Here is a 24,177-nt window from a genome sequence, read left to right on the forward strand (position 1 = left end):
GGGCTGATGATGCCGACCCGCACGCGCACCAGAGCACAGGATCGGGCCTACCGGATCTGGCTGGAACGCAACCACAATCAGGCCCGCATCGCCACCCAAGCCGCCCAAGCCGCCGAAGCCGCGAAACGACGCGCGCTCGCAGCCTGCAACGACCCACCGCCCTTCTAGCGCACCGCTGCGGTGCTGTCAGCCACGAGCAGAGTTCGGAACAGGTGATGCAGCATCACGACGAACGTGATCGCCCAAGCGGCCAGCGCGATCCAACTCTGCACCGAGCCGATGTAGTAGACGATCGGCAGATGGTCGGCCTGCCCCAGATAGTGGCTGCCCACCCCGTACATGCTCAGCGGGAAGATCACGCTCCACCACGTGGCCTCGTAGCGCAGTGAAATACCGTGCACCACATGCCGCCACACCCCGGCGGCGATCAACGGCGGGATCAGCCAGGTGCCGAAAGCCCAGAACATCACCGACGTTCCGGCGATGAGCCCGCGGGTGGCGGTGACCATCGGCGCCTCGGCCATCTCGACGATCCGTGCGCCCGCCAGCACGGTGATCGCGGCCGCGCCCATCGCCACCCAGTACTGCGGGATGAGATCGCGGGGCCGCAGCGGATAGAGCAGCAGGCGCAGGGCGACGAAGATTCCGGCGGCGCCGTAGAGGAACACTCCGATCGACCAGGAGACCACCGCCAGCAGCGCCAGGCTCTGGCGCCACGGCTCATCGATCTCCACCTCGAGGACCGCGGCCAGCACCGCGACGGACTGGCTGGCCACCACCCAGATGAACCAGGTGCCGTTGGCGCGCCGCACCACCGGCCGCTCCGAGGTGCCTAGCACGGCGGTCCACGGAATCAGATAGCCGAGCACCAGCCAGGCCAGCGTGCTGACCAGCAGCAGGCCGACCGCGACGTGGACATGCTCGTCGATGACGAGTCGGGCCCCCAGCACGTTGGTCGCCGACACGAAGGTGAACAACCCGAACGCACGACCGGAGTCGGACAGGTCGGCCCGGAATTCGTGCCGAAAGGCGATGAGCCGCGCCGCCGACACCGTCACCAGGACCAGATAGGACGCCACCGTCACCCACAGCAGCGGGACCGACAACCAGTAGGCGTCCTGGTGGTACATCGCCATCGACACCATGCCACTGGCCATCACCAGTGCGAAGTAGCCAGGGTTGAGGGTTCGCACCGCTTCCCGGGCGCCGATCACCGGCCCTGTCGTCGTTGCGCCCACCCGGTTCGAGCCCCTTTCATCGCGTTTCAAGAGCGTGTCTGGGTATACCACCGGGTCACGTTCCGAGATGGTGGGTTAGGGACAATCGACACCGATCTCTACGCTGCCGCCAACCCGACCGGAAGTAGATCGCGCGGCGATGTTCCCCGGGTTCAGTCGAGCAGCTGGCGCAGCACGTACTGCATGATTCCGCCGTGCCGGTAGTAGTCGGCCTCGCCGGGGGTGTCGATGCGCACCTTGGCGTCGAACTCCACCGATCCGGCCTTCACGTGCACGGTGTCGGGGATGGCGTCGCCCAGGGCGGTCACGCCGGTGATGTCGAAGCTCTCTTCACCGGTCAGGCCGAGCGAGTCGGCGTCGGCGCCCTCGGGGAACTGCAGCGGCAGCACCCCCATCCCGATCAGGTTGGAGCGGTGGATGCGTTCGTAGGAGACCGCCAGCACCGCTCGCACCCCGAGCAGCACGGTGCCCTTGGCGGCCCAGTCGCGGGAGGAGCCCGATCCGTACTCCTTGCCGGCCAGGATCACCAACGGGACACCGGCGTCGAGGTAGTTGACCGACGCGTCGTAGATGGTGCTGACCGGAGCGTCCGGTTGGGTGAAGTCGCGGGTGAAGCCGCCCTCGGTGTCCGGCGCCAACTGGTTGCGCAGCCGGACGTTGGCGAAGGTGCCGCGGATCATCACCTCGTGGTTGCCGCGCCGGGACCCGTAGGAGTTGAAGTCCTTGCGCTCAATGCCGTGCTCGGACAGGTATTTTCCAGCGGGCGAGTCATACCGGATCGAGCCGGCCGGGCTGATGTGGTCGGTGGTGACCGAGTCGCCCAGTTTGGCCAGCACCCGGGCGCCGGCGACGTCGGCGAGTGCCGCCGGTTCGCGCGTCATGCCGTCGAAATACGGCGGCTGGCGCACATAGGTGGAGTCGGGGTCCCAGGAGAACGTGTCGCCGGCCGGCACCTCCAGCGCCCGCCAGCGGTCGTCGCCGGTGAAGACGTCGGCGTAGCTGGCGGTGAACATCTCGGCCTGCAGGTTGTCGTCCACCACGGCGGCGATCTCCTCGGTGGTGGGCCAGATGTCCCGCAGATACACCGGCTCGCCGTCGCTACCGGTCCCGATCGGGTCGGAGAGCAGGTTGATCCGCAGCGTGCCGGCCAGCGCATAGGCGACCACCAGCGGCGGGGAGGCCAGGAAGTTCATCCGCACCTCGGGGTGGATGCGGCCTTCGAAGTTGCGGTTGCCCGACAGCACCGAACACACCGTCATGTCGTTGTCGACGACGGCCTTGCTCACCTCGGGGATGAGCGGACCGGAGTTGCCGATGCAGGTGGTGCAGCCGTAGCCGACCAGGTTGAAACCGAGCTTGTCCAGATACGGGGTCAGGCCGGACCGCTCGTAGTAGTCGGTGACCACCCGGGACCCGGGCGCCAGGGTGGTCTTCACCCACGGCTTGCGCGACAGGCCCTTGTCGACGGCGTTGCGCGCCAGCAGTGCCGCGCCGACCATCACCGACGGGTTGGAGGTGTTGGTGCAGGAGGTGATGGCGGCGATCACCACATCGCCGTTGCCGACGTCGGTCTGGGTGCCGTCGGCTAGCTCGACGGCCACGCTGACCGACGGCCAGCCGTCCTCCACGCACTCGTTGTGCGGCGCGCGCGGCTTACCTTTGGGGCTGCTGGTGTTGCCGAAGGCGATCGGGTCGCTGGCGGGGAAGGAGTCGGCGGACGCCTCGTCGAGGTCCGAAAGCGCCTGCTCCGTCGTTTCGACGCCGCCGAGCAGCGCGCACACCGTCTGCGGGGCCAACCGCAGCGGGATCCGGTCCTGCGGGCGTTTGGGGCCGGCGATGGACGGCTCGACGCTGCTCAGGTCCAGCTCGAGGATCTGCGAGTACTCCGGTTCGTGCCCGGGGTCATGCCACATGCCCTGCTCTTTGGCGTAGGCCTCCACCAGTTTGATCCGATGTTCGGACCGGCCGGTCAGCCGCAGGTAGTCGCAGGTGACGTTGTCGATCGGGAAGATCGCGCAGGTGGCCCCGTACTCCGGGCTCATGTTGCCGATCGTCGCCCGGTTGGCCAGCGGGACATTGGCCACGCCCGGCCCGAAGAACTCGACGAACTTACCCACCACGCCGGTGCGCCGCAGCAGTTCGGCGACGGTGAGCACCAGGTCGGTTGCGGTGGTGCCGGGCTGCAGCTCACCGGTGAGTTTGAGCCCCACCACCTGGGGGATCAGCATGCTCATCGGTTGCCCCAGCATGGCGGCCTCGGCTTCGATGCCGCCGACGCCCCAGCCCAGCACCCCGAGACCGTTGACCATCGGGGTGTGCGAGTCGGTGCCGACCAGCGTGTCCGGGTAGGCCTGCGGGCCTTCGTCGCTGTCGCGGGTGAACACCACCCGGGCCAGGTATTCCAGGTTGACCTGGTGGCAGATGCCGGTGTCGGGCGGCACCACCGAGAAGTCGTCGAATGCCTGCTGTCCCCAGCGCAGCAGCTGGTAGCGCTCGGAGTTGCGCTCGAACTCCAGTTCGGCGTTGATCGCGAAGGCGTCGGTGCGACCGAAGACGTCGGCGATCACCGAATGGTCGATCACCAGCTCCGTCGGGCACAGCGGGTTGATGCGTTTGGTGTCGCCGCCCAGTTCCGCGATCGCGTCGCGCATCGCCACCAGGTCGACGACGCAGGGCACCCCGGTGAAGTCCTGCATCAGCACTCGGGCCGGGGTGTAGGAGATTTCCCGGCCGTGCTCGGCCTTCGGGTCCCAGGCGGCCAGCGCACTGACCTGATCAGCTGTCACCAGCCGGCCGTCCTCGTTGCGCAGCAGATCCTCCAGCAGCACCTTGAGGCTGTAGGGCAATCGCGCCGAGCCGTCGATGCGATCGAGGCGCCGAATCTGATAGTTGGTGTCGTCGACGGTCAGCTGGTCTTTGGTTCCGAAGCTGTCGAGGATGGTCTGCGCGGCCATGGTGGGCCCCTCTCGCTGGGCGAATCGGGATACCATCGACCTTAGTCCGCATCAGCGGCGCGGCCAGCAGGAAATCGGCTCTGCTAGTTGTGGACGGCGAAATGGGTGATCGCGCCGGAACATTCGAGCTCGTCGACCGTGAGGCCGGCTTCGGTGAACCACCGGCGGGCGTCGTCCAGCGTGCCGCCGGGCCCGAAGGTGCCGCTGGCCCGCATCAGCACCATGTAGGCGTCGGCGCGGCGCACCTGTCCGCGGGTGGCGAAATCGCCGACCAGCCGGCCGCCCGGCTTGAGGCAACGGGCGATCTCGCGGATGGCGGCGGCCGGGTCGGGCAGACAGTGCAGCCCGTTGAAGCTCACGCACAGGTCGAACTCGTCGTCGGCGAACGGGATCGCTTCGATGCTCGCCTCGACGAACTCGACGGTGTCACGCTGCTCGGGGCGCAGCCGCCGGCGGGCGTGGTCGAGCATGCCCGCCGAGATGTCCATCGCCACGTAGCGCACGCGCCTACCGGGAACCAGGCGGGCGACGGTGATGCCGCCACCGCAGGGCACATCGAGGACGGCCGAGCCGTCAGGCAGCTCCGCGACGACGTCCATGGCCTGGTAGATGCGGTCGACGTCGGTGCCGAAGAGCACCCGGCCGAAGACTCGGGCCGCCGCGGGGCGCTCGATCGCGCTGGCATAGGCCGCGCCCACGGTCCGGGCGAAGAGCCTGTTCTGCCAGAGCCGGCTGACGTTCATCAGCCGTGCCGCGCGGCGGCCTGCTCCAGCACCGGGAGCTTGTCCGGGCAGTAGGTGTGGATGGCGGCGCCCAGGAACTGCCAGACCTGCGGCTGGGTGGTGCCCTTCTGCAGGTTCGGGGTGATGAATCGGACCGACTTGGCGGCGTCGCCGTCCACGCCCTTGTCGAGGCGCTCGCAGACGATCTTGCCCAGCCACGCGTTGTAGTCCCGGGGGCCGTAGATGCCGTAGGTGTGCAGTTCCTTGGCGAAATCAATGTCCGGGTCGGCCTGCGCCGGTGCCGCGAGCGCCACCGCCAAGCCCAGGACCGCCGCGGCGAGGATCGTCGACTTCATGAGTTGCAGTGTAGACCCAGCTGGTTAGGTGGGCTTCCTTTGCGGTCGCCGGTGCGCTCGGCCACCCCCCGCCCACCTGGGTGAATGGCGAAAGCGGGGGAGCGGGAAACGCCATTCCGGTGTGACGAGTAAGACATAAGGAATTTATGAGGTTTATAAAATTGTGACTATTAGCCGAGTTTCTCGTATTGTGTCCTTCCGTGGGCCGACACGAGTTAGCCAGCAAGCGCCAACGGTCATCGGTTTTGATGGCCGCGCTCATCGCACCAGCAGCAGTGTTCTTTGCTGTGGGAGGCAGCGCCAATCCTACGGTCGCGAAAGAAGCCGTTCCGGTGGTTGCTGTGGACGATTCACCGGGCGGATTGCAGTTGGTTGCGGCTCCCGCCGATTACCTGCGGCAGGGCAGTCCGGAGGGCGTTGCCGCGGCGTCTCGAATGCGGATGGTGTCGCGCTTTCTGCCGACCGGGGTCGCCTCCGAACGGGGCCTTCAGGTCAAGACGATCCTGGCTGCCCGCAGTATCAGCGACGCCTTTCCGCAGATCCATCAGATCGGTGGTGTGCGCGCCGACGCCTTGCGCTGGCACCCCAACGGACTGGCGCTCGATGTCATGATCCCCAACCCCGGCAGCGCCGACGGCATCGCGCTGGGCGACGCGATCGTGGCCTACGTGATGGAGAATGCCGACCGGTTCGGCCTGCAGGACGCCATCTGGCGCGGGATGTACTACACGCCCGGCGGCGGGGCGCAGCGCGGCGGCTACGGCCACTACGACCATGTCCACGTCACCACCACCGGTGGCGGATATCCCAGCGGCAGCGAGGTCTACCTGCGCTGAGGCTGCCTGTCGACGAAGAAGTCCATCAGCGGCTCGGGCCCGCCGCCGTAGACCGAGAAGTCCGTCACGCCGTTCTCGGCCAGCACGTCGGCATCGATGTAGCACTGTCCGCTGGCTGCTGCGGCCGGGCGGCGCAGGATCGCCACGGCGGCGTCCGCCATGATCTGCGGGCTGCGTGCCTTCTCCAGCAGCTCGCCGCCGTCGGGGGAGTTGGCCACCGCGGAGGTGGCGATGTAGGTCTCCGGCCACAGGCAGTTGGCCGCGATGCCGGCGTCGGCGTATTCAGCGGCCCAGCCCAGGGTCAACAACGTCATGCCGTACTTGGACAGCGTGTAGGAGGGGTGCACGCCCAGCCAGTACGGGTTCATGTTGATCGGGGGAGCGATCGTCAACACGTGCGGTGCAGCAGAGCGCTGCAGGTACGGCAGGCAGGCCTTGGTCAGTAGGAACGTCCCGCGGACGTTGATGTCCTGCATCAGGTCGAACTTCTTGGCGGACAGCTTGTCCGTCGGTTCGGTGGCGATCGAGCTGGCGTTGTTCACGCAGATGTCGATGCCGCCGAACCGGTCCACTGCGGCATCGACGGCGCGCTGCACGTCGTCTTCGCTACGCACGTCTCCGACGACGGCCAGGGCTTTGCCGCCGGCCGCTTCGATCTCGGCCGCGGCAGTGTGCACCGTGCCGGGCAGTCGCGGGTGCGGTTCGGCGGTCTTGGCCAGCAGCACCACGTTGGCGCCCAACCGAGCGGCGCCCAGGCCGATCGCCAATCCGATACCACGGCTGCCGCCGGACACCACCATGGTGCGGCCGGAGAATTCGCTGCCTGCCACCCGCTGACTCCTCGCTTGTCGATGCGTTGCCGTCGGGCTTATTCGAGCGGATTCGCCCGCCCCGCGCCCGACCGCAAGAGTGACAGTTTGGTGCCGAATTGTAAAGTTCGTCAGCTGTCTGCCGGAGCCTTGAGCGCGGCGACCGACACCTGGTTGCGCGTCGGGCCGGTGCTCACCAGATCAGTCCTTTGACCATGGCGACCTGGGGGATGTCCTCGACGGCGATCAGTCCGGCCGGAGCATCACAGACCCAGTCGATCACGTTGACGATGCGCGCCGCCGTGGAGATACAGCCGGCGTCGGTCGGGTCGTAGGCGGGGTGCGAGAGCGCGGTGTTGATCTCCACCCGCGGCTCACCTTCGACGACGACCCGGTGTACTCCGATTTGGCCGTCCGGTGGGTACTCCCAGTCGGGCGCCGACGCCGGAGTGAGGCGGGTGATGTGTTCCATGGTGATGACCGGTGCACCGTTGATCACTCCCTCGACGGCGAACCGGGCGGCGGCCAGCTGCCCGGGCTCCACCGTGGTCATGGCGCATTCGATGCGATCGGTGGCGTACCAGGCATCGGCACGTTGCCGCACCTCGTCCAGCTCGATTCCCAGATGTCGGGCCAGATTTCGCACCGGGCCACCCCACATGGAGGTGATCACGCCGGGCAAGAACAGTGCCGGCGTCACGTCGCTGTCGCGGGGAAGTCCGAAACCCATGGTCTTTCCGGTGAATTCGAAATCGTCGTAGTTGCCGTAGTCGAAGACCTCTTGCACGGTCACGGATGTGATGCGAGTGGCCAAGCTCATGGCCGCCAGCGCCTCGGTGTCGCCGGAATACCCCGGATCCACTCCGTTGACGTAGAGGGAGGAGTTGCCGGCCTTGCAGGCCTGCGCCAGCGGTTCGCGCAGCCAGTCGTCGGCCTGGCGCGGCGTGACCATCCAGACCAGCGACGAGGCGACGACGTTGACGCCGGCGGACAAGAACGTCGTCAGCTGTTCGATCGCTTCGAGCGGACGCGTCTCGGCCTGCGCCGTATACACCACGCAGTCGGCGCCGAGCGCCAGCAGCGCATCGATGTCGTCGGTGGCGAGCACTCCGGTGGGTTCACGGCGGCCGCAGAGTTCGGCGGCATCGCGACCGATCTTGTCCGGACTCGAGGCGTGCACGCCCACCAACTGCAGATCCGGCCGGCCGATGATCGCCCACAACGAATGACGGCCGACGTTACCGGTGGAGAACTGAACTACTCTGCGCATCCTCAGTCCGTTCAATTCGGGGGCCCGGATCATGGACGGTAACCATTTTGACTGACTTGAGTCAACAAATGCGCGGCCGGCCCGACTTTGTCGCCGGATCGGTACTGACCGGTACCGACGGTTGGCAGGTGGTCGGCGGTCTCACGACCTCTATCCTCGGCGGAGTGCCCGAGCCCTCCATAGCAGCCTTGCGCAGCCGGCTCGACGGCCTGACCATTCGCGACGCCGCGCATTTCGGCAGGCGCCTCAAGCAATTGCGTGATGGCCGGCCGCAGCAGCTGCGGCAGCTGGGCGAGCAGCTCGCCGCCGCCGAGGCAGTCGTCGCCGCACGGCGCGCCGCCGTACCGGCGATCAGCTATCCCGACCTGCCGGTCAGCGACCGGCGTGATGAGATCGCCGAGGCGATCCGGGCGCACCAAGTGGTGGTGGTGGCCGGGGCAACCGGGTCGGGCAAGACGACGCAGCTCCCCAAGATCTGCCTCGAGATCGGCCGGGGCATCCGCGGCATGATCGGTCACACGCAGCCGCGCCGGCTCGCCGCACGCACGGTCGGGCAGCGTATCGCCGACGAACTGTCGGTGCCGCTCGGCGACGCCGTCGGTTACAGCGTGCGTTTCACCGACCGGGTCAGTGACCGCACCCTGGTCAAGCTGATGACCGACGGCATCCTGCTCGCCGAGATCCAGCGGGACCGGCGGTTGCTGCGCTATGACACGGTGATTCTCGACGAGGCCCACGAACGCAGCCTCAACATCGACTTCCTGCTCGGCTACCTGCGTCAGCTGCTGCCCCGGCGGCCCGATCTGAAGCTGATCATCACCTCGGCGACTATCGAGCCGCAGCGCTTCGCGGCGCACTTCGGGGGCGGCGCGCCCATCATCGAGGTGTCCGGCCGGACCTATCCGGTGGAGATCCGTTACCGCCCACTGGAAGTCGCGGTCACGACGAGTGCGGCCGACGATCCCGACGATCCCGATCAGGAGATCGTGCGCAGCGAGATGCGTGACGAGATCGAGGCGATCGTCGACGCGATCGGGGAACTGACGGCCGAGCCGCCCGGCGACATCCTGGTCTTTTTGTCCGGTGAGCGTGAAATCCGCGATACCGCCGAAGCATTGAAAGGGCTGCGTCCGGGTGGCCACCCCCTTGAGGTGTTGCCGCTGTATGCCCGGCTGCCGACCGCCGAACAACAGAAGGTGTTTAACCGGCGGGCCGCATCGAACATCACCCGGCGCGTGGTTCTGGCGACCAATGTGGCCGAGACGTCGCTGACCGTGCCCGGCATCCGCTATGTCATCGACCCCGGCAACGCCCGCATCTCGCGCTACAGCAGGCGGCTGAAGGTGCAGCGACTGCCGATCGAACCGATCTCGCAGGCGTCGGCTGCCCAGCGGTCCGGCCGCTGTGGGCGCACCGCCCCGGGGGTGTGTATCCGGCTGTACTCGCAAGCCGACTTCGAGGCCCGGCCCGCTTACACCGACCCCGAGGTGCTGCGCACCAATCTCGCCGCGGTGCTGCTGCAGATGGCGGCGCTGCGGCTCGGCGAGGTGGCGGACTTCCCGTTCCTGGATCCGCCGGATGCGCGCAGCGTCCGCGACGGGGTGGCGCTGCTGGTCGAACTCGGCGCGTTCGACATGCACGGGCAGATCACCGATCTGGGTCGCCGGCTCGCCCGGCTGCCGGTCGACCCGCGGCTGGGCCGGATGATCCTGGCCGCCGGCGCCGAGGGCTGCGTGCGCGAACTGCTGGTGGTGGCGGCGGCGCTGACGATTCCCGACCCGCGCGAGCGGCCCACCGACCGGCAGGAGGCCGCCCGCGCCAAGCACGCCCGCTTCGCCGATGACGAGTCGGACTTCATCTCCTACCTCAACCTGTGGCGGTATCTTGCCGGGCAGCGAAAGGCGCTGAGCGGCAGTGCGTTCCGGAGGATGTGCCGGAACGAGTTCCTGCATTATCTGCGAATCCGCGAGTGGCAGGATCTGGTGGGGCAGCTGCGCAGCGTCGCGCGGGATCTGGGCCTGGATGACTCCGGGGTCGATGTCGACGAGCCGGCCGGCCGGGCCCGGGTGCACGCGGCGCTGCTGGCCGGGTTGCTGTCGCACGTGGGGATGCGTCGGGTGGACGGGCGCGACTATCTGGGGGCGCGCAACTCCCGGTTCGTGTTGGCGCCCGGATCGGTGCTGGCCAAACGACCGCCGCGGTGGGTGGTGGTGGCCGAGCTGGTCGAGACCAGCCGGCTCTACGGGCGAACCGCGGCGCGCATCCAGCCCGACGTCATCGAGCGGGTGGCGGGGGAGTTGGTGCAGCGCAGCTACAGCGAACCGCACTGGGATGCGCAGCGCGGTGAGGTGCTGGCCTACGAACGGGTGACGCTGTATGGCCTGCCGTTGGTGGCGCGGCGCCGGGTCGGCTATGCCCGGGTCGAGCCGGCGCTGGCCCGCGAGCTGTTCATCCGGCACGCGCTGGTGGAGTACGACTGGCAGAGCCGCCACGGTTTCCTGGCCGACAACGCGCGGTTGCGGGCTGAGCTCGACGAGTTGCAGGACCGGGCCCGCCGCCGCGATCTGATCGTCGACGACGACGAGATCTACACGTTCTATGACGCCCGGATACCGGCCGATGTCGTCTCCGCCCGGCATTTCGACGGCTGGTGGCGCAAGGAACGGCATCAGACCCCGGACCTGTTGACGCTGAGCCGCGACGATCTGCTGCGTGCCGATGGCGAGGTTGTCGCCGGCCGGCCCGACAGCTGGCAGACCGCTGACGCCAGCCTGCCGCTGAGCTACCGGTTCGAGCCCGATGCCGCCGACGACGGTGTCACGGTGCATGTTCCGATCGATGTGCTGGCCCGGCTCGGCGGTGACGCCTTCACCTGGCAGGTGCCGGCGCTGCGCGAGGAGTTGGTGACGGCGCTGATCCGTTCGTTGCCGAAGGAGCTGCGGCGGAACTTCGTACCCGCCCCCGACACCGCCCGCGCGGTGCTGCCCGCGCTCGACCCCGAGGGCGGCTCGCTGCTGGTCGCGCTGCAACGCGAGTTGCGACGGCGAACCGGTGTCCTGGTGCCCGTCGAGGCGTTCGATCTGACCAGGCTGCCCGCCCATCTGCGGGTGACGTTCAGCATCGAAGCTGCCGACGGCTCGGAGTTGGCGCGCGGGGAGGACCTGGGCGCCCTGCAGGAGCGCTTCGCCGCGTCTGCGCGGGACGCGGTTGCCGGGGTGGTCGCCGGTGAGCTGGAGCGCAGCGGACTGCGCGACTGGCCCGCCGATCTCGAGGACCTGCCGCGGGTGGTTGAGCACGTGGTCGGCGGGCGGGTGGTCCGGGGCTATCCGGCGTTCGTCGACAGCGGAGTCGCCACCGACCTACGAGTCTTTGCCACCGCGGGCGAACAGGCCGCGGCCATGACGGCCGGCATCCGGAGGCTGCTGCGCTGCTGCGTCGCATCGCCGGTGAAAGCGATTGAACGGCAGCTGGATCCGGGCACCCGGTTGGCATTGAAGGCCAATCCGGACGGGTCACTGACCGCGTTGCTCGATGACTGCACCGACGCGGCGGTCGAGGCGCTGATGGACGGTCCGGTGTGGACGCGCGAGGCGTTCGCCACGCTGCGGGCCGCGGTGGGAGAGGCCCTGATGGCAACGACGCAGGACATCCTGCGGCGGGTCGAGAAGCTGCTCACCGTCGCCCGTGACGTCGATCTGCTGGTGCCCGCGCAGCCGCCGGCTGCCCACCGCGACGCCGTCGCCGATATTCGCGACCAGCTGCACCGACTGTTGGCGCCCGGCTTCGTCACCGCCGCCGGTCGCGCACGACTGGCCGACTTCACTCGCTATCTGGCCGCGATCCGGCGGCGCCTGGAACAGCTGCCGCACGGCAGCACCGCCGACCGGCAGCGGATGGACCAGGTACACGCCGTGGAGGACGCGTATGCCGAACTGCTCGCCGGCTTGCCCCCGGCTCGCCGCACCGCCGCCGATGTGCGCGACATCGGTTGGCAGATCGAAGAACTGCGTGTCAGCCTGTGGGCTCAACAGCTCGGTACTCCGCGGCCGGTGAGTCAGCAGCGGATCTCTCGGGCGATTGATGCCGCCGGCGGCTCCGGTTGAGCTGTGGCGGGACCGTCCTGCCGTTATGGTGCTAGCTGTGAGCACCGTCGCGATTCCACCGCCGCTCGTCGACCGCCACGACATGAGCGCAGAATGGTTCACCCAGGTGCTGCGGCACTGCGGGGCCCTTACCGACGCCGCGGTGACCGCCGTGACCGCGGCGCCGATCGGCACCGGCCAGGTCGCGGACACGCTGGTGTTCACCCTCAGCTACGACCGGGCCGACTCGGGCGGGCCGGCCAGTGTGGTGGCCAAACTGCCGGCCGACGACGCCAACAGCCGCCAGGCCGCCGTCATGCAGCGGCTCTACGAGCGTGAGGTGCGGTTCTACCAGAACCTGCGTGACCGGACCGCCGTGGCGACACCGGGCTACCTCTACAGCGACATCGACCCCGCCACAGGCCAGTTCGTGCTGCTGCTGGAGAACATGACGCCGGTCGCCGCGGTCGACCAGCTCAGCGGATTCACCGTCGAGCACGCCCGCTGCGCGCTGGTTCAGGCGGCGGCATTGCATGCGCCGTTCTGGGGTAGCTCGGAGTTCGACGACCACGACTGGCTCAACCACAGCCGAAACACCGCCGATATCCTCGCCGAGGTCGTTCCGTTGCTGATCGAGCAGTTCTGCGAGCGCTACGCCACCGAACTGGGACCCGAGATCACCGGGCGGATGCGCCGACTCAGCGTCCACGCCCAACAACCCGCCGAACCGCAAGGCCCGATCACCGTCGTACACGGCGACTTCCGCACTGACAACATGCTCTTCGACGCCAAGGGCGGCGAGGTGCCGGTGGCGGTGGTCGACTGGCAGACCGTCGACCGGGGCAATGGGTTGATCGATGTGGCGTTCCTGCTCGGCACCGCATTGGATCCGCAACTCCGGGCGGCTCACGAGCAGGAACTGGTCCGCTCCTACTTCGACGCGCTGACCGCCGCGGGAGTGTCCGGCTACGACTGGACGCAGTGCTGGAACGACTACCGACGTCAGGCGTCCTACGCGGTATTCTTCCTGGCACCGGCCGCGATGCTGGTCGAACGTACCGAGCGGGGCGACGAGATGTTCCTGACGATGATTCGCCGGGCGTGCGCCCAGATCAGCGATCTGGGCACCGAGGAACTGCTGGACGGCTAGCGAACCGCCGTGTTGACACCGTTCGACGATTACCCCGTCCATCAGACCCCGGTGGCACTGGCGCACGCCGGCAATGGCAACCCCGACCACTACGACAGGTTCTGGTTCAACGGCTACACCGAGGACTTCTATTTCGGGGTGGCACTGGGCATCTACCCGAACCGGGGTGTCATCGACGCCGCGCTCAGTGTGGTCAGCGACGGGCTGCAGCGCTCGGTGTTCGCCTCGGGCCGTGCTCCGCTGGATCGCACCCAGACGGCGATCGGGCCCATCAGGATCGAGATCGTCGAACCGATGCGCATCAACCGGGTCGTCGTCGACGCACCCGAGTACGGCCTGGGCGCCGATATGACCTTCACTGCGCGCACCGTCGGCTACCAGGAACCCCGCCAGACCCGTTATGTGGGCACGCGGCTGGCCATCGACATGACGCGTGCCTCCCAGCTGGGCCGGTGGTCGGGATCGGTGACCGTCGACGGCGCCACCAACGACTTCGACAAACAGACCGTCTACGGCACCAAGGACCGCTCCTGGGGCCTGCGTCCGGTGGGGCTGCCGGCGTCGGCGGCGCCCGAACCGTCGGCGGGGCAGTTGTTCTTCCTCTGGGCTCCGTTGAACTTCGACGATGTCGCGCTGCACTACCTGACCTTCGAGGATCAGACCGGGGCATCGTGGGCTCAAAGCGGGGCGGTGCTGCCCATCCTGCGCCCCGGCGATTCGGTCTACGGCCCCCAGGACGGGGTCGAGCATGTCGATGTCAGCCACACGATCGATTGGGCGCCGGGGCTGCGCCGCTCTCGGGGGGCGCGCCTGGACTTTCGCCGCGGTGGCACCGCGGAAAGCATTGAGCTACAGCCGCTGCTGACCTTCCGGATGAAGGGCGCAGGGTATTTCCATTCCCGGTGGTCGCACGGTCTGTGGCACGACGAGCTCGCCGTGGGTGGCGAGCAGATTCCGGTCGCGGAGCTCGACAACCTCGCACTGGACAACATCCACGTCCAGCAGGTCATGCGGGCGCGGTGGGGGGAGCGCACCGGAATCGGGGTGCTCGAGCAACTGGCGATCGGGCCGCACGATCCCAGTGGCTTCACCGGCCTGGTGGATGTGCCCGCGGTTGGGTGATCCGCCGTCCACTCGGCACCATCGATCTCATCACCCCGGAGAAGGTGCCGCCAGCGGGGCGGTCAAAGGCCGGTCAGCAGTGCGCCGACGTCCCGTGTCTGCCACAGGTTGAGCACGTTGACCAACATCTGCAGTGGGGCGCGGACGCTTTCGTCGTGTTTGATCGGTGCGTCGTAGCGGGTCATCGTCCGGGCTGCTTCGCCCAGGCGGGAGGCGATCAGTGCCGGCACGTCAAGCAGCCAGCTGACCCCCATGATGCCCGCATAGATCAGGACCTGGCGTGTCAGTTGGCCCGGGTCGATCGGGGGGCCGCCGACGGCAGCCAGCTCGGTGACGAACAGCGTCACCAGTGCATCGAAATGTTCATTCCACAAGGTGATCTCGGCCGCCGACATCGCACCCCACAGCGCCATCGCCACATTCATCTGACTGACGCAACCCCAGTCCATCAACCCGCACTGCAGGACATCGTCGGCGTCACGCCAGAACCACGCGTTGTCGACGTTGGCGTTCCAATGGCACAGCGCGATGTGGTTCGGGTCGGCTGCCAGGTGCCGCCACACCGCTGCTTCGGCCTGGACGATCACAGGTACCTGTTCGGCGAAGTCCGAAAGGAATTGCGATGCACGAACCTCGGCGGGGAACAGTCCCGGATGGGTGCTGGTGAACTCGGTTGTCCGTTGTCGATCTATCTGGGGCAGGTCTGGGACCCTGACCTGCGGTGCCTCAGATCAAGTGACGACCGGCAACGGACGGTTTGCCATTTGAACTGGGGTAGGTCGACTTTCGTGGCAGCGAGCGAGCTTGATGGGGTCTCAGTTGTCTCTGGAGCGGAGTCGCCTGTGGGGTAGGGGCGGGAGGATTCCGAACGCCTGGTCCAGCGCGCGGCCGGGGTTTGTCAGCCATCAGCGGGTCCTGCTTGGTCCGGCTGGGACCTGAAGATGCCGCCAGAAACCCCGGCCCGCGCTCGCGCCGTCGACACAGTCCACGTCAGCCTCGCTCACCGGTTCCCGGAACGCCCTGACCATGCCTGGCCAGTCCACCAGTGGATGTACGATCAGCAACTCATGCGGCACGCCGGCCGCGATGACGGTGCCGCACGTTGGGCCACCAGCTGGCTTCGCGCAGCAGTGTGGCGATGGCGGGGACGGTGAGGGTGCGCACCAGGAAGGTGTCGAGGAGTAGCCCACAGCCGATGATGAGTCCGGCCTGGATCATGATGGCGATCGAGCCGGTGGTGAGGCCGAACATGCTGGCGGCGAAGATCAGGCCGGCTGAGGTGATGACGGAGCCGGTGTTGGCGACGGTGCGTAGTACGCCGACGCGGATATTGGGTCCGGATTCTTCGCGCAGCCGTGAGACGAGCAGCATGTTGTAGTCGGCGCCGACTGCTACCAGGATGATGAACGCCAACAGGGGTACCGGCCAGGCGATTTCGTATCCGAGGCCCCATTGGAATATCAGAACGCCGATGCCTAGTGAGGCCAAGTAGTTCAAAACGACGGTGCCCAGCAGGTACAACGGGGCCACTATGGCGCGCAGCAACACCACCAGGATGAGCCCGACAATGAGCAGGGTGGCGATGGCCAGTTGGGCGAAGTCCGCCCGCAGCAATCGCTGGATGTCGGAGTTGACGGCGGGGAACCCGGCAACCGAGACGGAGGCGTCGGCCAGTGAGGTGTTGGGCCGCGCCGCGTTGGCAACGTCGACGATCTTGTGTGCCAGGCGGATTGCTGCGCCACTGTAGGGGTCGGGGGTCGATTCGATGGCAAAGCGTGCGGTTTTGCCGTCGGCTGACAGGAATTGTTTCGCTACATCGGCGAATCGGCGGTTCTCAAAGACATTGGCGGGCAGGTAGAAGCCGCTGGCGGAGTCCGAGGAGGCGCTGGCGCGAGCGGAGTTCTGCAGTTGGGTGGCGATCTGGTTCATCCCGGACAGCAGTTCGATGTTGCTGTCGACCAGCGTGTGCACGCCGGTCGCCAGTGCTTGGGCGCCCGCGGCGAGTTGGCTGATGCCGTCTTGGAGTCGACTGATGTTGCCGGCCAGGTCGGCGGGATCACCGAGGGCTCCGAAGGCCTTGTCCAAGGCGGTGACCGCGGTTTGGACATTGGCGAGGGTGCCGGCCACGGTGGCATTAGTGTCGGGGTTGTAGTGGTCGCCGAGGTCGGCGACCTCGGTGAAGAATCCGCTGTCGCGCAAGCTCACCAGAATCTGAACTTGATCGCGGATTTGGGCGCACTGCGGTGTGGTGGCGCACCACGGGGAGGTGTTGAGGGCGCCGACGAGGGGGTTGAGGATGGCGATGGCGTTTTGGGCTTGTTCGGCCAGGGGCCGCAGCCCGGGGCCGGATTGGATGGCTTTGTCGACGGCCGGGGCGGTGGCTGAAAGCTGTTGCAGCAAAGGCTGGAACCGCTGAACCTGAGTGCCGGCGGACTGAGCTTGAGCCAGTATCCCGGTCAGTGGTGTCAAAGCGCTGCGCAGGGTGGTGTCAAGCTGAGCGAGCCCGCCGGCGAGTTGGTCGGCGCCGTCGGTGAGCCTGGCGAGATCGTCCTTGCGTTCGTTGCCGTCGGCGACGGCGCCAGCCAACTTGTCGCCGATCTGGCCGTTCTGCCACGAGAGTTGGGCCTGCTCGAGGCGCTCTCCGGTGGGCCGGGTGACCCCGGAAACTTTTTTGACGCCGGGAATCTGGGAGATGCGGGAGGCCATTTCGTCGAGGTCGGCCAGCCCCTTACCGGTGCGCATGTCGGTGGGGCTTTCCACGACCAGGAATTCGGGGATGACGATATCTTTGCCGAAGTGGCGGTCCAGCAGCTGGTAGCCCTGGTTGCTGGCGGTGCTGGTGGGCTGGCCTTTGCGGTCGTCGTAGCTGATTTTCATCGTCGCCGCGACTCCTGCCAGAGCCAGCAGGATGACCAGGCTGGTGATCAGCAACCGGCCGGGGCGCCGGACCACCGCGACGGCGACGCTGTTCCAGTACCGGCGGGTCCGATCGGATTTTGGTTCGCCGATACGGCGTTTGGCGGCCAGCGCCAGCACCGGCGGCAGCAGCGTGACCGTGGCTGCGAATCCGACGAGCACCGCGACCGCGCACGCCGGGCCGAGCGCGGCGAACACACTCAGGCGGGCGAAGACCATCGCCAAAAACGCGAACGCGACGGTGGCCGCCGAGGCCAGGATCACCCGGCCGATGCTGGCTGTAGCGTGGATAACGGCCTGATCGGCGGGCACCTGCGCGCGGCGCTGCTCGTGATAGCGGCTGATCAAAAACACCGTGTAATCGGTGCCCGCGCCCAGCAGGATCGCGGTCATAAACGCCACGGTGAACTGCGAGACAGGCATACCCATCTCGCCCAGTGCGGACAGCACACCGCGCCCGACGGCCAGGCTCACCCCGATCACCAGCAGCGGCAGCAGCGCGGTGAACACCGACCGGTACACGATCAGCAGGATCAGCGCGATCAGACCTGCAGTCGCGATCGAAATCAGCAGCAGGTCGTGCTCGGCAGAAGCGATCATGTCACTGAACGTCGCCGGCGGCCCCGTCACATACGCCGTGGTCGACGTGCCGGCGAACACCCCAGCGGCGATGCCACGCACCGCCTGCACGGAGGCGGCCGCGGTGGGATCACCCAGCGTGCCGGCCACGCCCACCGGCAGATACCAAGCCTGGTGGTCGTGGCTGACCGCGTGGGCCGCGGTGACCGGGTCGGCCAGCAGGTCTTCAACCAGCAAGACGTGATCGGTGTCGGCGCGCAGCCGCGCCACCAGCTGGTCGTAGTGCTGCCGCGCCGCGGGGGTCAACCCGGCGGGGTCTTCCATCGCGACGAACACCATCGTTTTGGAACCCTGTTCGCCGAACGCCGCGCTCATGCGGTCCACCGTTTGAAACGACGGCACATCGCGCGGGAGCAGGTTCACCGACTGCTGCCGCACCACCGTCTCCAACTGGGGAAACAACAGCGCCAGCACCACCGCAACGCCGACCCATGCCCCCATCACCAGCGCCTTGTGCCGCACCGTGAACCCAGCCAGCGCCGCCAACCGCGCGCTGTACTCGCTGGAATCGGCCGTAGGGGTCGAACGACCATTGCGCTTCAGCAGTGTCGCCGTGGTACCCGAGAAGTCCCGATCGCCGTCGGCCACCACACCTCCATCAAACGAAACTATCGATATCGCTACGCTACTCGCAGTACCACATCGTCGATACATGCGCTATTCAGCGGCGCACGCGCGACGCAGCGCGGAATAGACCATTAACGACGTGCGGCGAGATCTACCTCGGCGTCGTCGGCCTCGGGGATGTCATAGCGGACCACCCGGACCCGCCCATGCGGCAGGCACGCCATGTAGCCGTGGTGCCTGCCGTACAACTCCCAGGCGGTGACCTGCGGGTGGGCGTCAACATCGATGCGGTGTCCGCTGGAAAAACCAAGGTGCAGCCCACCACCATCGCCGCACCATGCCTGCGTGCACACCGCGCCGGCGAGATCCAGCAGTGGGCGCTCATGAGTCGCGACCCGGCCGGGATCGATGAACACTGCCTCGACCGGAAAGTCACCGACGGCGGGCAGCGTAAGCCGCAGCGGGCGGTAAATGACCACCTCATTGCAGTCATCGAAGTCCAACACCAGCCCATCACGCAGCGACACGCGTTGCACAACGCACGCTTGAATCCATTGGGGGTACATGGCGCCTCCGTCGACACATCCTCGGGTGATGCACAAATAGTACTACTAGTAGCGCTCCGCTACTAGTAGTAGCGTTAACTGCGAGCCACGGAGGCCGAACGGACACTACGGCGCTCCCACTACGAACCGTTTCGCTGCGCTACCGTTAGTGCCATAACCGTCGGCCTAAGCGCGCAACGCCGGCCAAAAACGCGGAAGCAGCGAGGTGAGCGAGGGTGAGCAGCCGGCTGGAGTTCGGCCACGACGACGGCAACGACGATGACAACATCGACCCCCGCCGGATCCGATCCCGCAATCGCCTACTGGACGCAGCGGCCGCACTGCTCACCAGCGGCGGCATTGAGGCCGTCACCATCGATGCGGTCACCAAAGCCTCCAAGGTGGCTCGCACCACCCTCTACCGCCATTTCAACAACTCGTCGCAGTTGCTCGCAGCGACCTTCGAGCGGCTGCTACCTCAAGTCACCCCGCCCGCACCGGCCAGTGGAACGCTGCGCGAACGGCTCATCGAACTGCTCACCCGCCAGGCCGCCTTATTCGCCGACGCTCCGCTGCACGTCACCGCGCTGGCCTGGCTCGCCCTGGGCCCCACCGCAACCACCGATCACACCAGCGGTGAGCACGCCCCCAGGGCGCTACGCGCACGAGTCATTGACCAATACCGACAACCCTTCGACGCCATCCTGCAAAGCACCGAAGCCCGCGCCGAACTCGGCGACTTCGACGTCGAACTCGTACTGTGCCAACTCATCGGGCCATTCGCCTTCGCGCGAATGACCGGCCTACGCACCATGACTGCCCACGACTGCACACGCATCGTCGACGACTTCCTCACCGCCCACCGTCACAACGACAGCGAACCCGCAACCACACAGGTCGGCGATAATTTCACCGCAGGTCAGGCACCAAACAGTGCCTCAGGTCAAACGAGAACGGACACCCGCGCTGGCCGTGGCCGACGCGCACCCACTTCTCGGCCGAATGAGGGCGATTAGCCGACGTTGCACTACGTTGCGGGCTCGTTCCCTGCCTTGGAGTCGGGCCGGTTGACGCGTGTGGCGCTGAGTTGCTGATCATAGATCCACTGTTCGATGGGGCGGGTGTGGTCGCGGCGCCGGGGAAACCGGCCGCCGATACTGACGTAGACCGCATCGACGGCGCGGGCTCGCGCGGGTGTTGCTGCCACGGTGTTCCAGATCCGGACGCGAGCGTCAGCCAGGATGGCGGCCAAGGCGATCAGATCGGGGTAGGCGGCGATGTGGGCGTCGACGTCGGCGTGGGCGGGCGGCAGCGTGAACAGGCCCGCGCTGCGTGACCAGCAGCGGTGGATCCGCGCGGCATCCTTGACCGCGAAGCGCGCGGTGTTGTTGTGGCGGCGGTGCAGTCGGGCATGGCGCTGCGCGGCGGCGATCACGACGGGTGCACAGCGCAGATCGCGTTGATCATCGAGGGTGTGGGTGCCCGGACCGATCCATCTGCGGTGTTGGCGGCAGACGGTGGCGTAGTCGGGCAACCAGCAGTAGACGGGCTCGTAGACCCCGCGGCGTGCCATGCAGAGCCGGCATGCGGGCCGGGCGTGGCGGCGTTGTCGGGTGGTGTGGCGGTCGCGGTCGGCCAGCCCTATTAGTCGGGCATCAAGAGTGACTAAAGGGTGGTTGCTGGCGGTTGCCAACCAGTCCGGCCTGGGACGGCAGATCGCGGGACCGTCGGCCAGGTAGCACCGCAGCTGCCGGGGTTTCACATGGTTGGCGTGCGCGAGGCGATCAAGGTAGGACTGGACGGTCTCGGTGTGAAACGGTGTGACGGTTCGGGGTAACGGCGCCACGGGCCCCTGGGGCCACGCCGGGGCGGTAGACACCTCAGCTGGCACTGCGTTGTGCCGATGTTTGGGCCGCGTAGTCGATGAGCACGGTGTCCATCAGCTCTCGGGTGACGCTTTCGGTTTCGTCGAGCATGCTGCGGATCGCCGCCGCGCGGATCAGGTGCGCCAGGCTGCCGATCATGCCGCCGGTGCGTTGATGCAGGTACTTGGCCTCGGCGACCAGCGTTCCCGCGTTGTGACGGTGCAGCCGCAGGGTGCCTTCCATCGCGGCCACCAGCGACTTCCATTCTCCGGCGTATGGGAACGAGCTGGTGTTGATCACGCCGCAGCGCCCGGCGAGCTGGCGGCCGCGGGTGCCGGTGAACACGCCGGAGCGCTCGACGTCGATGCCAGCGTAGACGAAGGTGGCCGGTAGGTGTTCGGTGAAGTACTTCAGATGATCGGACAGTTCTTCGCCGGCGCGGGTGTCGAGGTTGAGGTTGTGGATCTCATCGACGATCACAATGTCGGTGCGGGCGTCGATGAGGACCTGACAGACAGCATCAGAGATGTCGGTGACGTTCATCCGCGGTTGTATCATCGGAAGGCCCAGAAATCGGGCGAACTCCATCGCGAGTTTGCGCGGCGAGCCTTTCGGCGGCGCCGTCGCATACACCACCGGAATCCGGGACTTGTCGGCGAATCGTGTCCGGATACGCAGTTCGTGAAACCGACCGAGCTGTTTGACCGCGGTGGTCTTCCCAGTTGCGGCTGCCCCGGAAATGATCAGTCCGCGCCGGGCGCCGATCTCGCGTTGGTTGAGCAGCGTCAGCAGCCGGCCCTCGTTGGTGATGCGCTGGATCGCCGACGTGGTGACCACGACCAATTCACTGTGATGAGCGACGCGGGCCTCGTTGTAGTTGGTCCGCTCGGCCTCCGACAGGGCGCTCCACTGCGCATCGGGCAACAGGATGAACTCGGGTGGATCCGCATCAACGAAACGGCGCCAACCCTCCAGCGTGGTGGTGGGTTGGCGCCGATCCTCGAGTTGGCTCACCGGGGCAATCGTGTTCACAGCCGCCACGATTCAGCCTCCTTGCGTGCATCAAACACCGGAAGTGGTATGACCTGCGCGGTCTCGGCGTCCTCGCCGTCGTCTTCGTCGTCTGACGGCGCATCTGCCTCAACGGAGGGTGCTGCGGCGTCCGGCCGTGGCCACGCCGGCGCCGTGGTCGCCCGCGTTCGGCCCGCCACCCGGCGATCCTTCGATTCCTGTCGGGAGGGTTCGGGGCCTTGTGCGGCTCGGTCGAGCAGTTCGTCGGCCGCGCGGGCGATCTCGGCCTCGGTCGCTTGATCCTGCCCGCGCTGGGCCAGCACGGTACGCGCATGCTGCCACATCGATTCGCCGAACGGCACCGGGTGGGTGCGTAAATACGTCCAGGTCGCGGCCAGCCAGCCCTCGTCGTGATGGTTGCGCACCCAGATCCGCGACACGTCGTAAGGGTCGTGATGCACTTCCCACTGGCCCTTCTTGGATTCCACCCCCGAATGCTGGCGGCGGTAGGGGTTGAGTGCCTTGGCGTCGTAGGTGCGGTTGTTGACCCGAATGCCGTAGGAATTGATGCGTCGCCAGCACGACGGCAGCAACTCGATGTAATCGTCGGCCGACAGCGGCACCGGAACATACCCGGCGACTTCGACCAAAGCGGCGTACTTCTCGTTGGGAGTCAAGGGTTTTCCCGGGGTGACGGGGTCACGCAAGCCGTCGTGGGGACGGTTTTGCCAGACTGCGACGATCCACTCGTCCAGCAGGGCTTGCAGTTCCACGATCGACCACACCGCGTCCTGTTCGGCGTTCTTGCCGCGCCGCTCGACGCTGGAGCCGACATACCCGGCGACATGCTGGGCGAACAAGGTGGCCACCGACTGCAGCGTCCGCTCGATCTTGGGTTTGTCGGTCGGCGTGTCGGGATGGGCGGGCTGCAGATTGATACCCAGCGTGCAACAAGCCTGGCGGAAGGTTTGCGACAGATAGGCCTTCCCGTGGTCACACACCACGGTCTCCGGGGCGATCACTGGCCGGGCGGCCGCATCGGCCAACCGCTGATCCACTTCGGTCAAGCAGCGGTGCGGCAGCACTGAGCGCGACATGCGCAGCGCATCGGACCATCCCGGCCGCATCGGCTCCGGCGTCAGTGCCCGCGCCAGCAGCAGCGCAGCGTCGACCGCTTTGGTCGTGGGCCGCAATACCGCCGCCGGAACTGAGCGGGTCGCATCGTCAACCATGCCGGTCAGCTCGACCCGGTCGACCGTCCCGTCGTCGAGGACCACCCGCACATCCAGTGGAGTCGAATCAATCTCGACCATCTCACCGGGCCGTGCCACCGTCAGCACACCGAACGGGCTACCTGGCTGTTTGGCCAGCGAACGGCGGGTGCGCGCGGACCCGAACGTGTGCCGGCCCGCCGACAACCTCTTCACCAGGCGATAGAAAGTGCGCTGCGAGGGCATCGCCGGAGCGTCCTGCGCGCCGTATTGAGCCACCAACGATTTTGTCACCCGTCGCTGCAAGCGGCTGACCGTCCCGGTCGACAGGTCGGTCTCGTCATCGATTGCCTGCCGGATCGCGGCCACCAGCCGCTCGTCGACGCGGCCGAACACCGGCCGGCGGGGGATGTGACGACGATCGACAACGCCCAATAGGCCGTCTCGTTCGTAGGCATAGCGTTGCCGCTGCAACGTGTTCAAGCTGATCTCGTGGCCGGCCGACTGCAGCTCGGCGAGCTTGGTCAGCTCGCGCTGCCGCAGCGAACACGACGTCGGATCGAACTCGGGTCGCGGCCGACTCCCTGCCTCGGCATCAACCCGTCGACCCGTCAACACCTCGATCAAGTGCCGTTCCCACCAGCGGGCCCGCTCCGCGGCAGCCTCCGGCACACCGGCCAAGGCTTCCTCGGAACACAGAGCAGGTCGCGACCCCGACACCAACTCCAACGTCGTGTCACCCAGCAGCCGAGACAGCGGTACCACCGACTGCCCGCCGACCGCATCGGTCAGCCTGGCTGCGCCACCAGAAAGTGTGGCAACCGTGAACACCCCGTCGGATAAACGGATTTCATCGCCTTCACGGATGACACCTGAACGCATAC

General features: G+C 67.1%; 17 protein-coding genes. 5 read left to right on the forward strand and 12 right to left on the reverse strand.

The genetic code is table 11. The features are described from left to right. Window positions 1–164: 164 nt before the first annotated feature. The 4 genes from AWC24_RS07235 to AWC24_RS07250 form a co-directional block, all read right to left on the reverse strand. A complete protein-coding gene (locus AWC24_RS07235; protein WP_272937708.1) occupies window positions 165–1,238 on the reverse strand; it encodes a tellurite resistance/C4-dicarboxylate transporter family protein in 1,074 nt (357 codons plus the stop codon). Between the two features lie 152 nt (window positions 1,239–1,390). Then, a complete protein-coding gene (locus tag AWC24_RS07240; protein ID WP_085083439.1) occupies window positions 1,391–4,192 on the reverse strand; it encodes an aconitate hydratase in 2,802 nt (933 codons plus the stop codon). Window positions 4,193–4,275: 83 nt separating this feature from the next. Continuing rightward, a complete protein-coding gene (locus AWC24_RS07245) occupies window positions 4,276–4,935 on the reverse strand; it encodes a class I SAM-dependent methyltransferase (protein WP_085083441.1) in 660 nt (219 codons plus the stop codon). Then, window positions 4,935–5,270, reverse strand: coding sequence for a DUF732 domain-containing protein (locus AWC24_RS07250; protein WP_085083444.1), 336 nt, complete (start codon window positions 5,268–5,270; stop codon window positions 4,935–4,937). The genes AWC24_RS07245 and AWC24_RS07250 overlap by 1 nt, the downstream gene beginning before the upstream one ends. A gap of 200 nt (window positions 5,271–5,470) precedes the next feature. On the opposite strand from AWC24_RS07250, the gene AWC24_RS07255 reads away from it, so the two are divergent. Then, window positions 5,471–6,106, forward strand: coding sequence for a VldE C-terminal domain-containing protein (locus AWC24_RS07255; RefSeq protein WP_085083446.1), 636 nt, complete (start codon window positions 5,471–5,473; stop codon window positions 6,104–6,106). Here AWC24_RS07255 and AWC24_RS07260 read toward each other — a convergent pair. Both AWC24_RS07260 and AWC24_RS07265 read right to left on the reverse strand, forming a co-directional pair. Further along, window positions 6,094–6,936 (reverse strand): SDR family oxidoreductase, encoded by an 843-nt coding sequence (locus AWC24_RS07260; protein WP_085083448.1) that lies wholly within the window; start codon window positions 6,934–6,936, stop codon window positions 6,094–6,096. The two genes, AWC24_RS07255 and AWC24_RS07260, sit on opposite strands and share 13 nt — an antisense overlap. Before the next feature lie 172 nt (window positions 6,937–7,108). Next, window positions 7,109–8,185, reverse strand: a complete 1,077-nt coding sequence (locus tag AWC24_RS07265; protein ID WP_085083488.1) for an NAD(P)H-dependent amine dehydrogenase family protein — start codon at window positions 8,183–8,185, stop codon at window positions 7,109–7,111. 164 nt (window positions 8,186–8,349) lie between these two features. Here AWC24_RS07265 and hrpA point away from each other — a divergent pair, with 164 nt between their 5' ends. Genes hrpA through AWC24_RS07280 form a run of 3 tightly spaced genes read left to right on the forward strand, consistent with a single transcriptional unit; the run spans window position 8,350 to window position 14,539 of the window. Next, the gene (gene hrpA, locus AWC24_RS07270) at window positions 8,350–12,288 is read left to right on the forward strand and encodes an ATP-dependent RNA helicase HrpA (protein ID WP_085083490.1); all 3,939 of its coding nucleotides are present in this window, start codon (window positions 8,350–8,352) and stop codon (window positions 12,286–12,288) included. A 37-nt stretch (window positions 12,289–12,325) separates the two neighbouring features. Then, window positions 12,326–13,417, forward strand: a complete 1,092-nt coding sequence (locus AWC24_RS07275; protein ID WP_163705328.1) for a phosphotransferase — start codon at window positions 12,326–12,328, stop codon at window positions 13,415–13,417. A gap of 9 nt (window positions 13,418–13,426) precedes the next feature. Beyond that, window positions 13,427–14,539: an Rv3169 family protein gene (locus AWC24_RS07280; protein ID WP_085083452.1), complete on the forward strand. Its 1,113-nt coding sequence runs from the start codon at window positions 13,427–13,429 to the stop codon at window positions 14,537–14,539. Between the two features lie 62 nt (window positions 14,540–14,601). Here the strand turns inward: AWC24_RS07280 and AWC24_RS07285 are convergent, their stop codons facing one another. The 3 genes from AWC24_RS07285 to AWC24_RS07295 form a co-directional block, all read right to left on the reverse strand. Then, complete coding sequence (locus AWC24_RS07285) at window positions 14,602–15,126, reverse strand: hypothetical protein (protein WP_085083454.1); 525 nt, start codon at window positions 15,124–15,126, stop codon at window positions 14,602–14,604. A 478-nt stretch (window positions 15,127–15,604) separates the two neighbouring features. Continuing rightward, window positions 15,605–18,682, reverse strand: a complete 3,078-nt coding sequence (locus AWC24_RS07290; RefSeq protein WP_407663421.1) for an MMPL/RND family transporter — start codon at window positions 18,680–18,682, stop codon at window positions 15,605–15,607. Between the two features lie 110 nt (window positions 18,683–18,792). Continuing rightward, window positions 18,793–19,227 carry a DUF6188 family protein gene (locus tag AWC24_RS07295; protein ID WP_041317922.1) on the reverse strand — a complete coding sequence of 145 codons (435 nt, stop codon included), beginning with the start codon at window positions 19,225–19,227 and terminating at the stop codon, window positions 18,793–18,795. A 215-nt stretch (window positions 19,228–19,442) separates the two neighbouring features. Between AWC24_RS07295 and AWC24_RS07300 the strand changes: the two genes are divergently transcribed. Beyond that, window positions 19,443–20,222, forward strand: coding sequence for a TetR/AcrR family transcriptional regulator (locus tag AWC24_RS07300; protein WP_013828997.1), 780 nt, complete (start codon window positions 19,443–19,445; stop codon window positions 20,220–20,222). An 11-nt stretch (window positions 20,223–20,233) separates the two neighbouring features. Here AWC24_RS07300 and AWC24_RS07305 read toward each other — a convergent pair whose 3' ends face one another. The 3 genes from AWC24_RS07305 to AWC24_RS07315 form a co-directional block, all read right to left on the reverse strand. Beyond that, on the reverse strand, window positions 20,234–20,779 hold the full coding sequence (locus tag AWC24_RS07305) for a hypothetical protein (RefSeq protein WP_220096837.1): 546 nt from the start codon (window positions 20,777–20,779) through the stop codon (window positions 20,234–20,236). A 307-nt stretch (window positions 20,780–21,086) separates the two neighbouring features. Beyond that, complete coding sequence (locus tag AWC24_RS07310) at window positions 21,087–22,112, reverse strand: TniB family NTP-binding protein (protein WP_013828995.1); 1,026 nt, start codon at window positions 22,110–22,112, stop codon at window positions 21,087–21,089. Next, a complete protein-coding gene (locus AWC24_RS07315; RefSeq protein WP_234807287.1) occupies window positions 22,100–24,175 on the reverse strand; it encodes a Mu transposase C-terminal domain-containing protein in 2,076 nt (691 codons plus the stop codon). The genes AWC24_RS07310 and AWC24_RS07315 overlap by 13 nt, the downstream gene beginning before the upstream one ends. Window positions 24,176–24,177 lie beyond the last annotated feature (2 nt).

The organism is Mycolicibacter senuensis, from assembly GCF_002101885.1.
Lineage (GTDB): Bacteria > Actinomycetota > Actinomycetes > Mycobacteriales > Mycobacteriaceae > Mycobacterium > Mycobacterium senuense.

Bases quoted from the DNA above. Each gene is read 5' to 3' on its own strand.
- AWC24_RS07250 (WP_085083444.1), bottom strand. From the start codon at position 5,270: ATGAAGTCGACGATCCTCGCCGCGGCGGTCCTGGGCTTGGCGGTGGCG.
- AWC24_RS07265 (WP_085083488.1), bottom strand. From the start codon at position 8,185: ATGCGCAGAGTAGTTCAGTTCTCCACCGGTAACGTCGGCCGTCATTCG.
- AWC24_RS07295 (WP_041317922.1), bottom strand. From the start codon at position 19,227: ATGTACCCCCAATGGATTCAAGCGTGCGTTGTGCAACGCGTGTCGCTG.
- AWC24_RS07245 (WP_085083441.1), bottom strand. From the start codon at position 4,935: ATGAACGTCAGCCGGCTCTGGCAGAACAGGCTCTTCGCCCGGACCGTG.
- AWC24_RS07305 (WP_220096837.1), bottom strand. From the start codon at position 20,779: ATGGCACGCCGCGGGGTCTACGAGCCCGTCTACTGCTGGTTGCCCGAC.
- AWC24_RS07240 (WP_085083439.1), bottom strand. From the start codon at position 4,192: ATGGCCGCGCAGACCATCCTCGACAGCTTCGGAACCAAAGACCAGCTG.
- AWC24_RS07315 (WP_234807287.1), bottom strand. From the start codon at position 24,175: ATGCGTTCAGGTGTCATCCGTGAAGGCGATGAAATCCGTTTATCCGAC.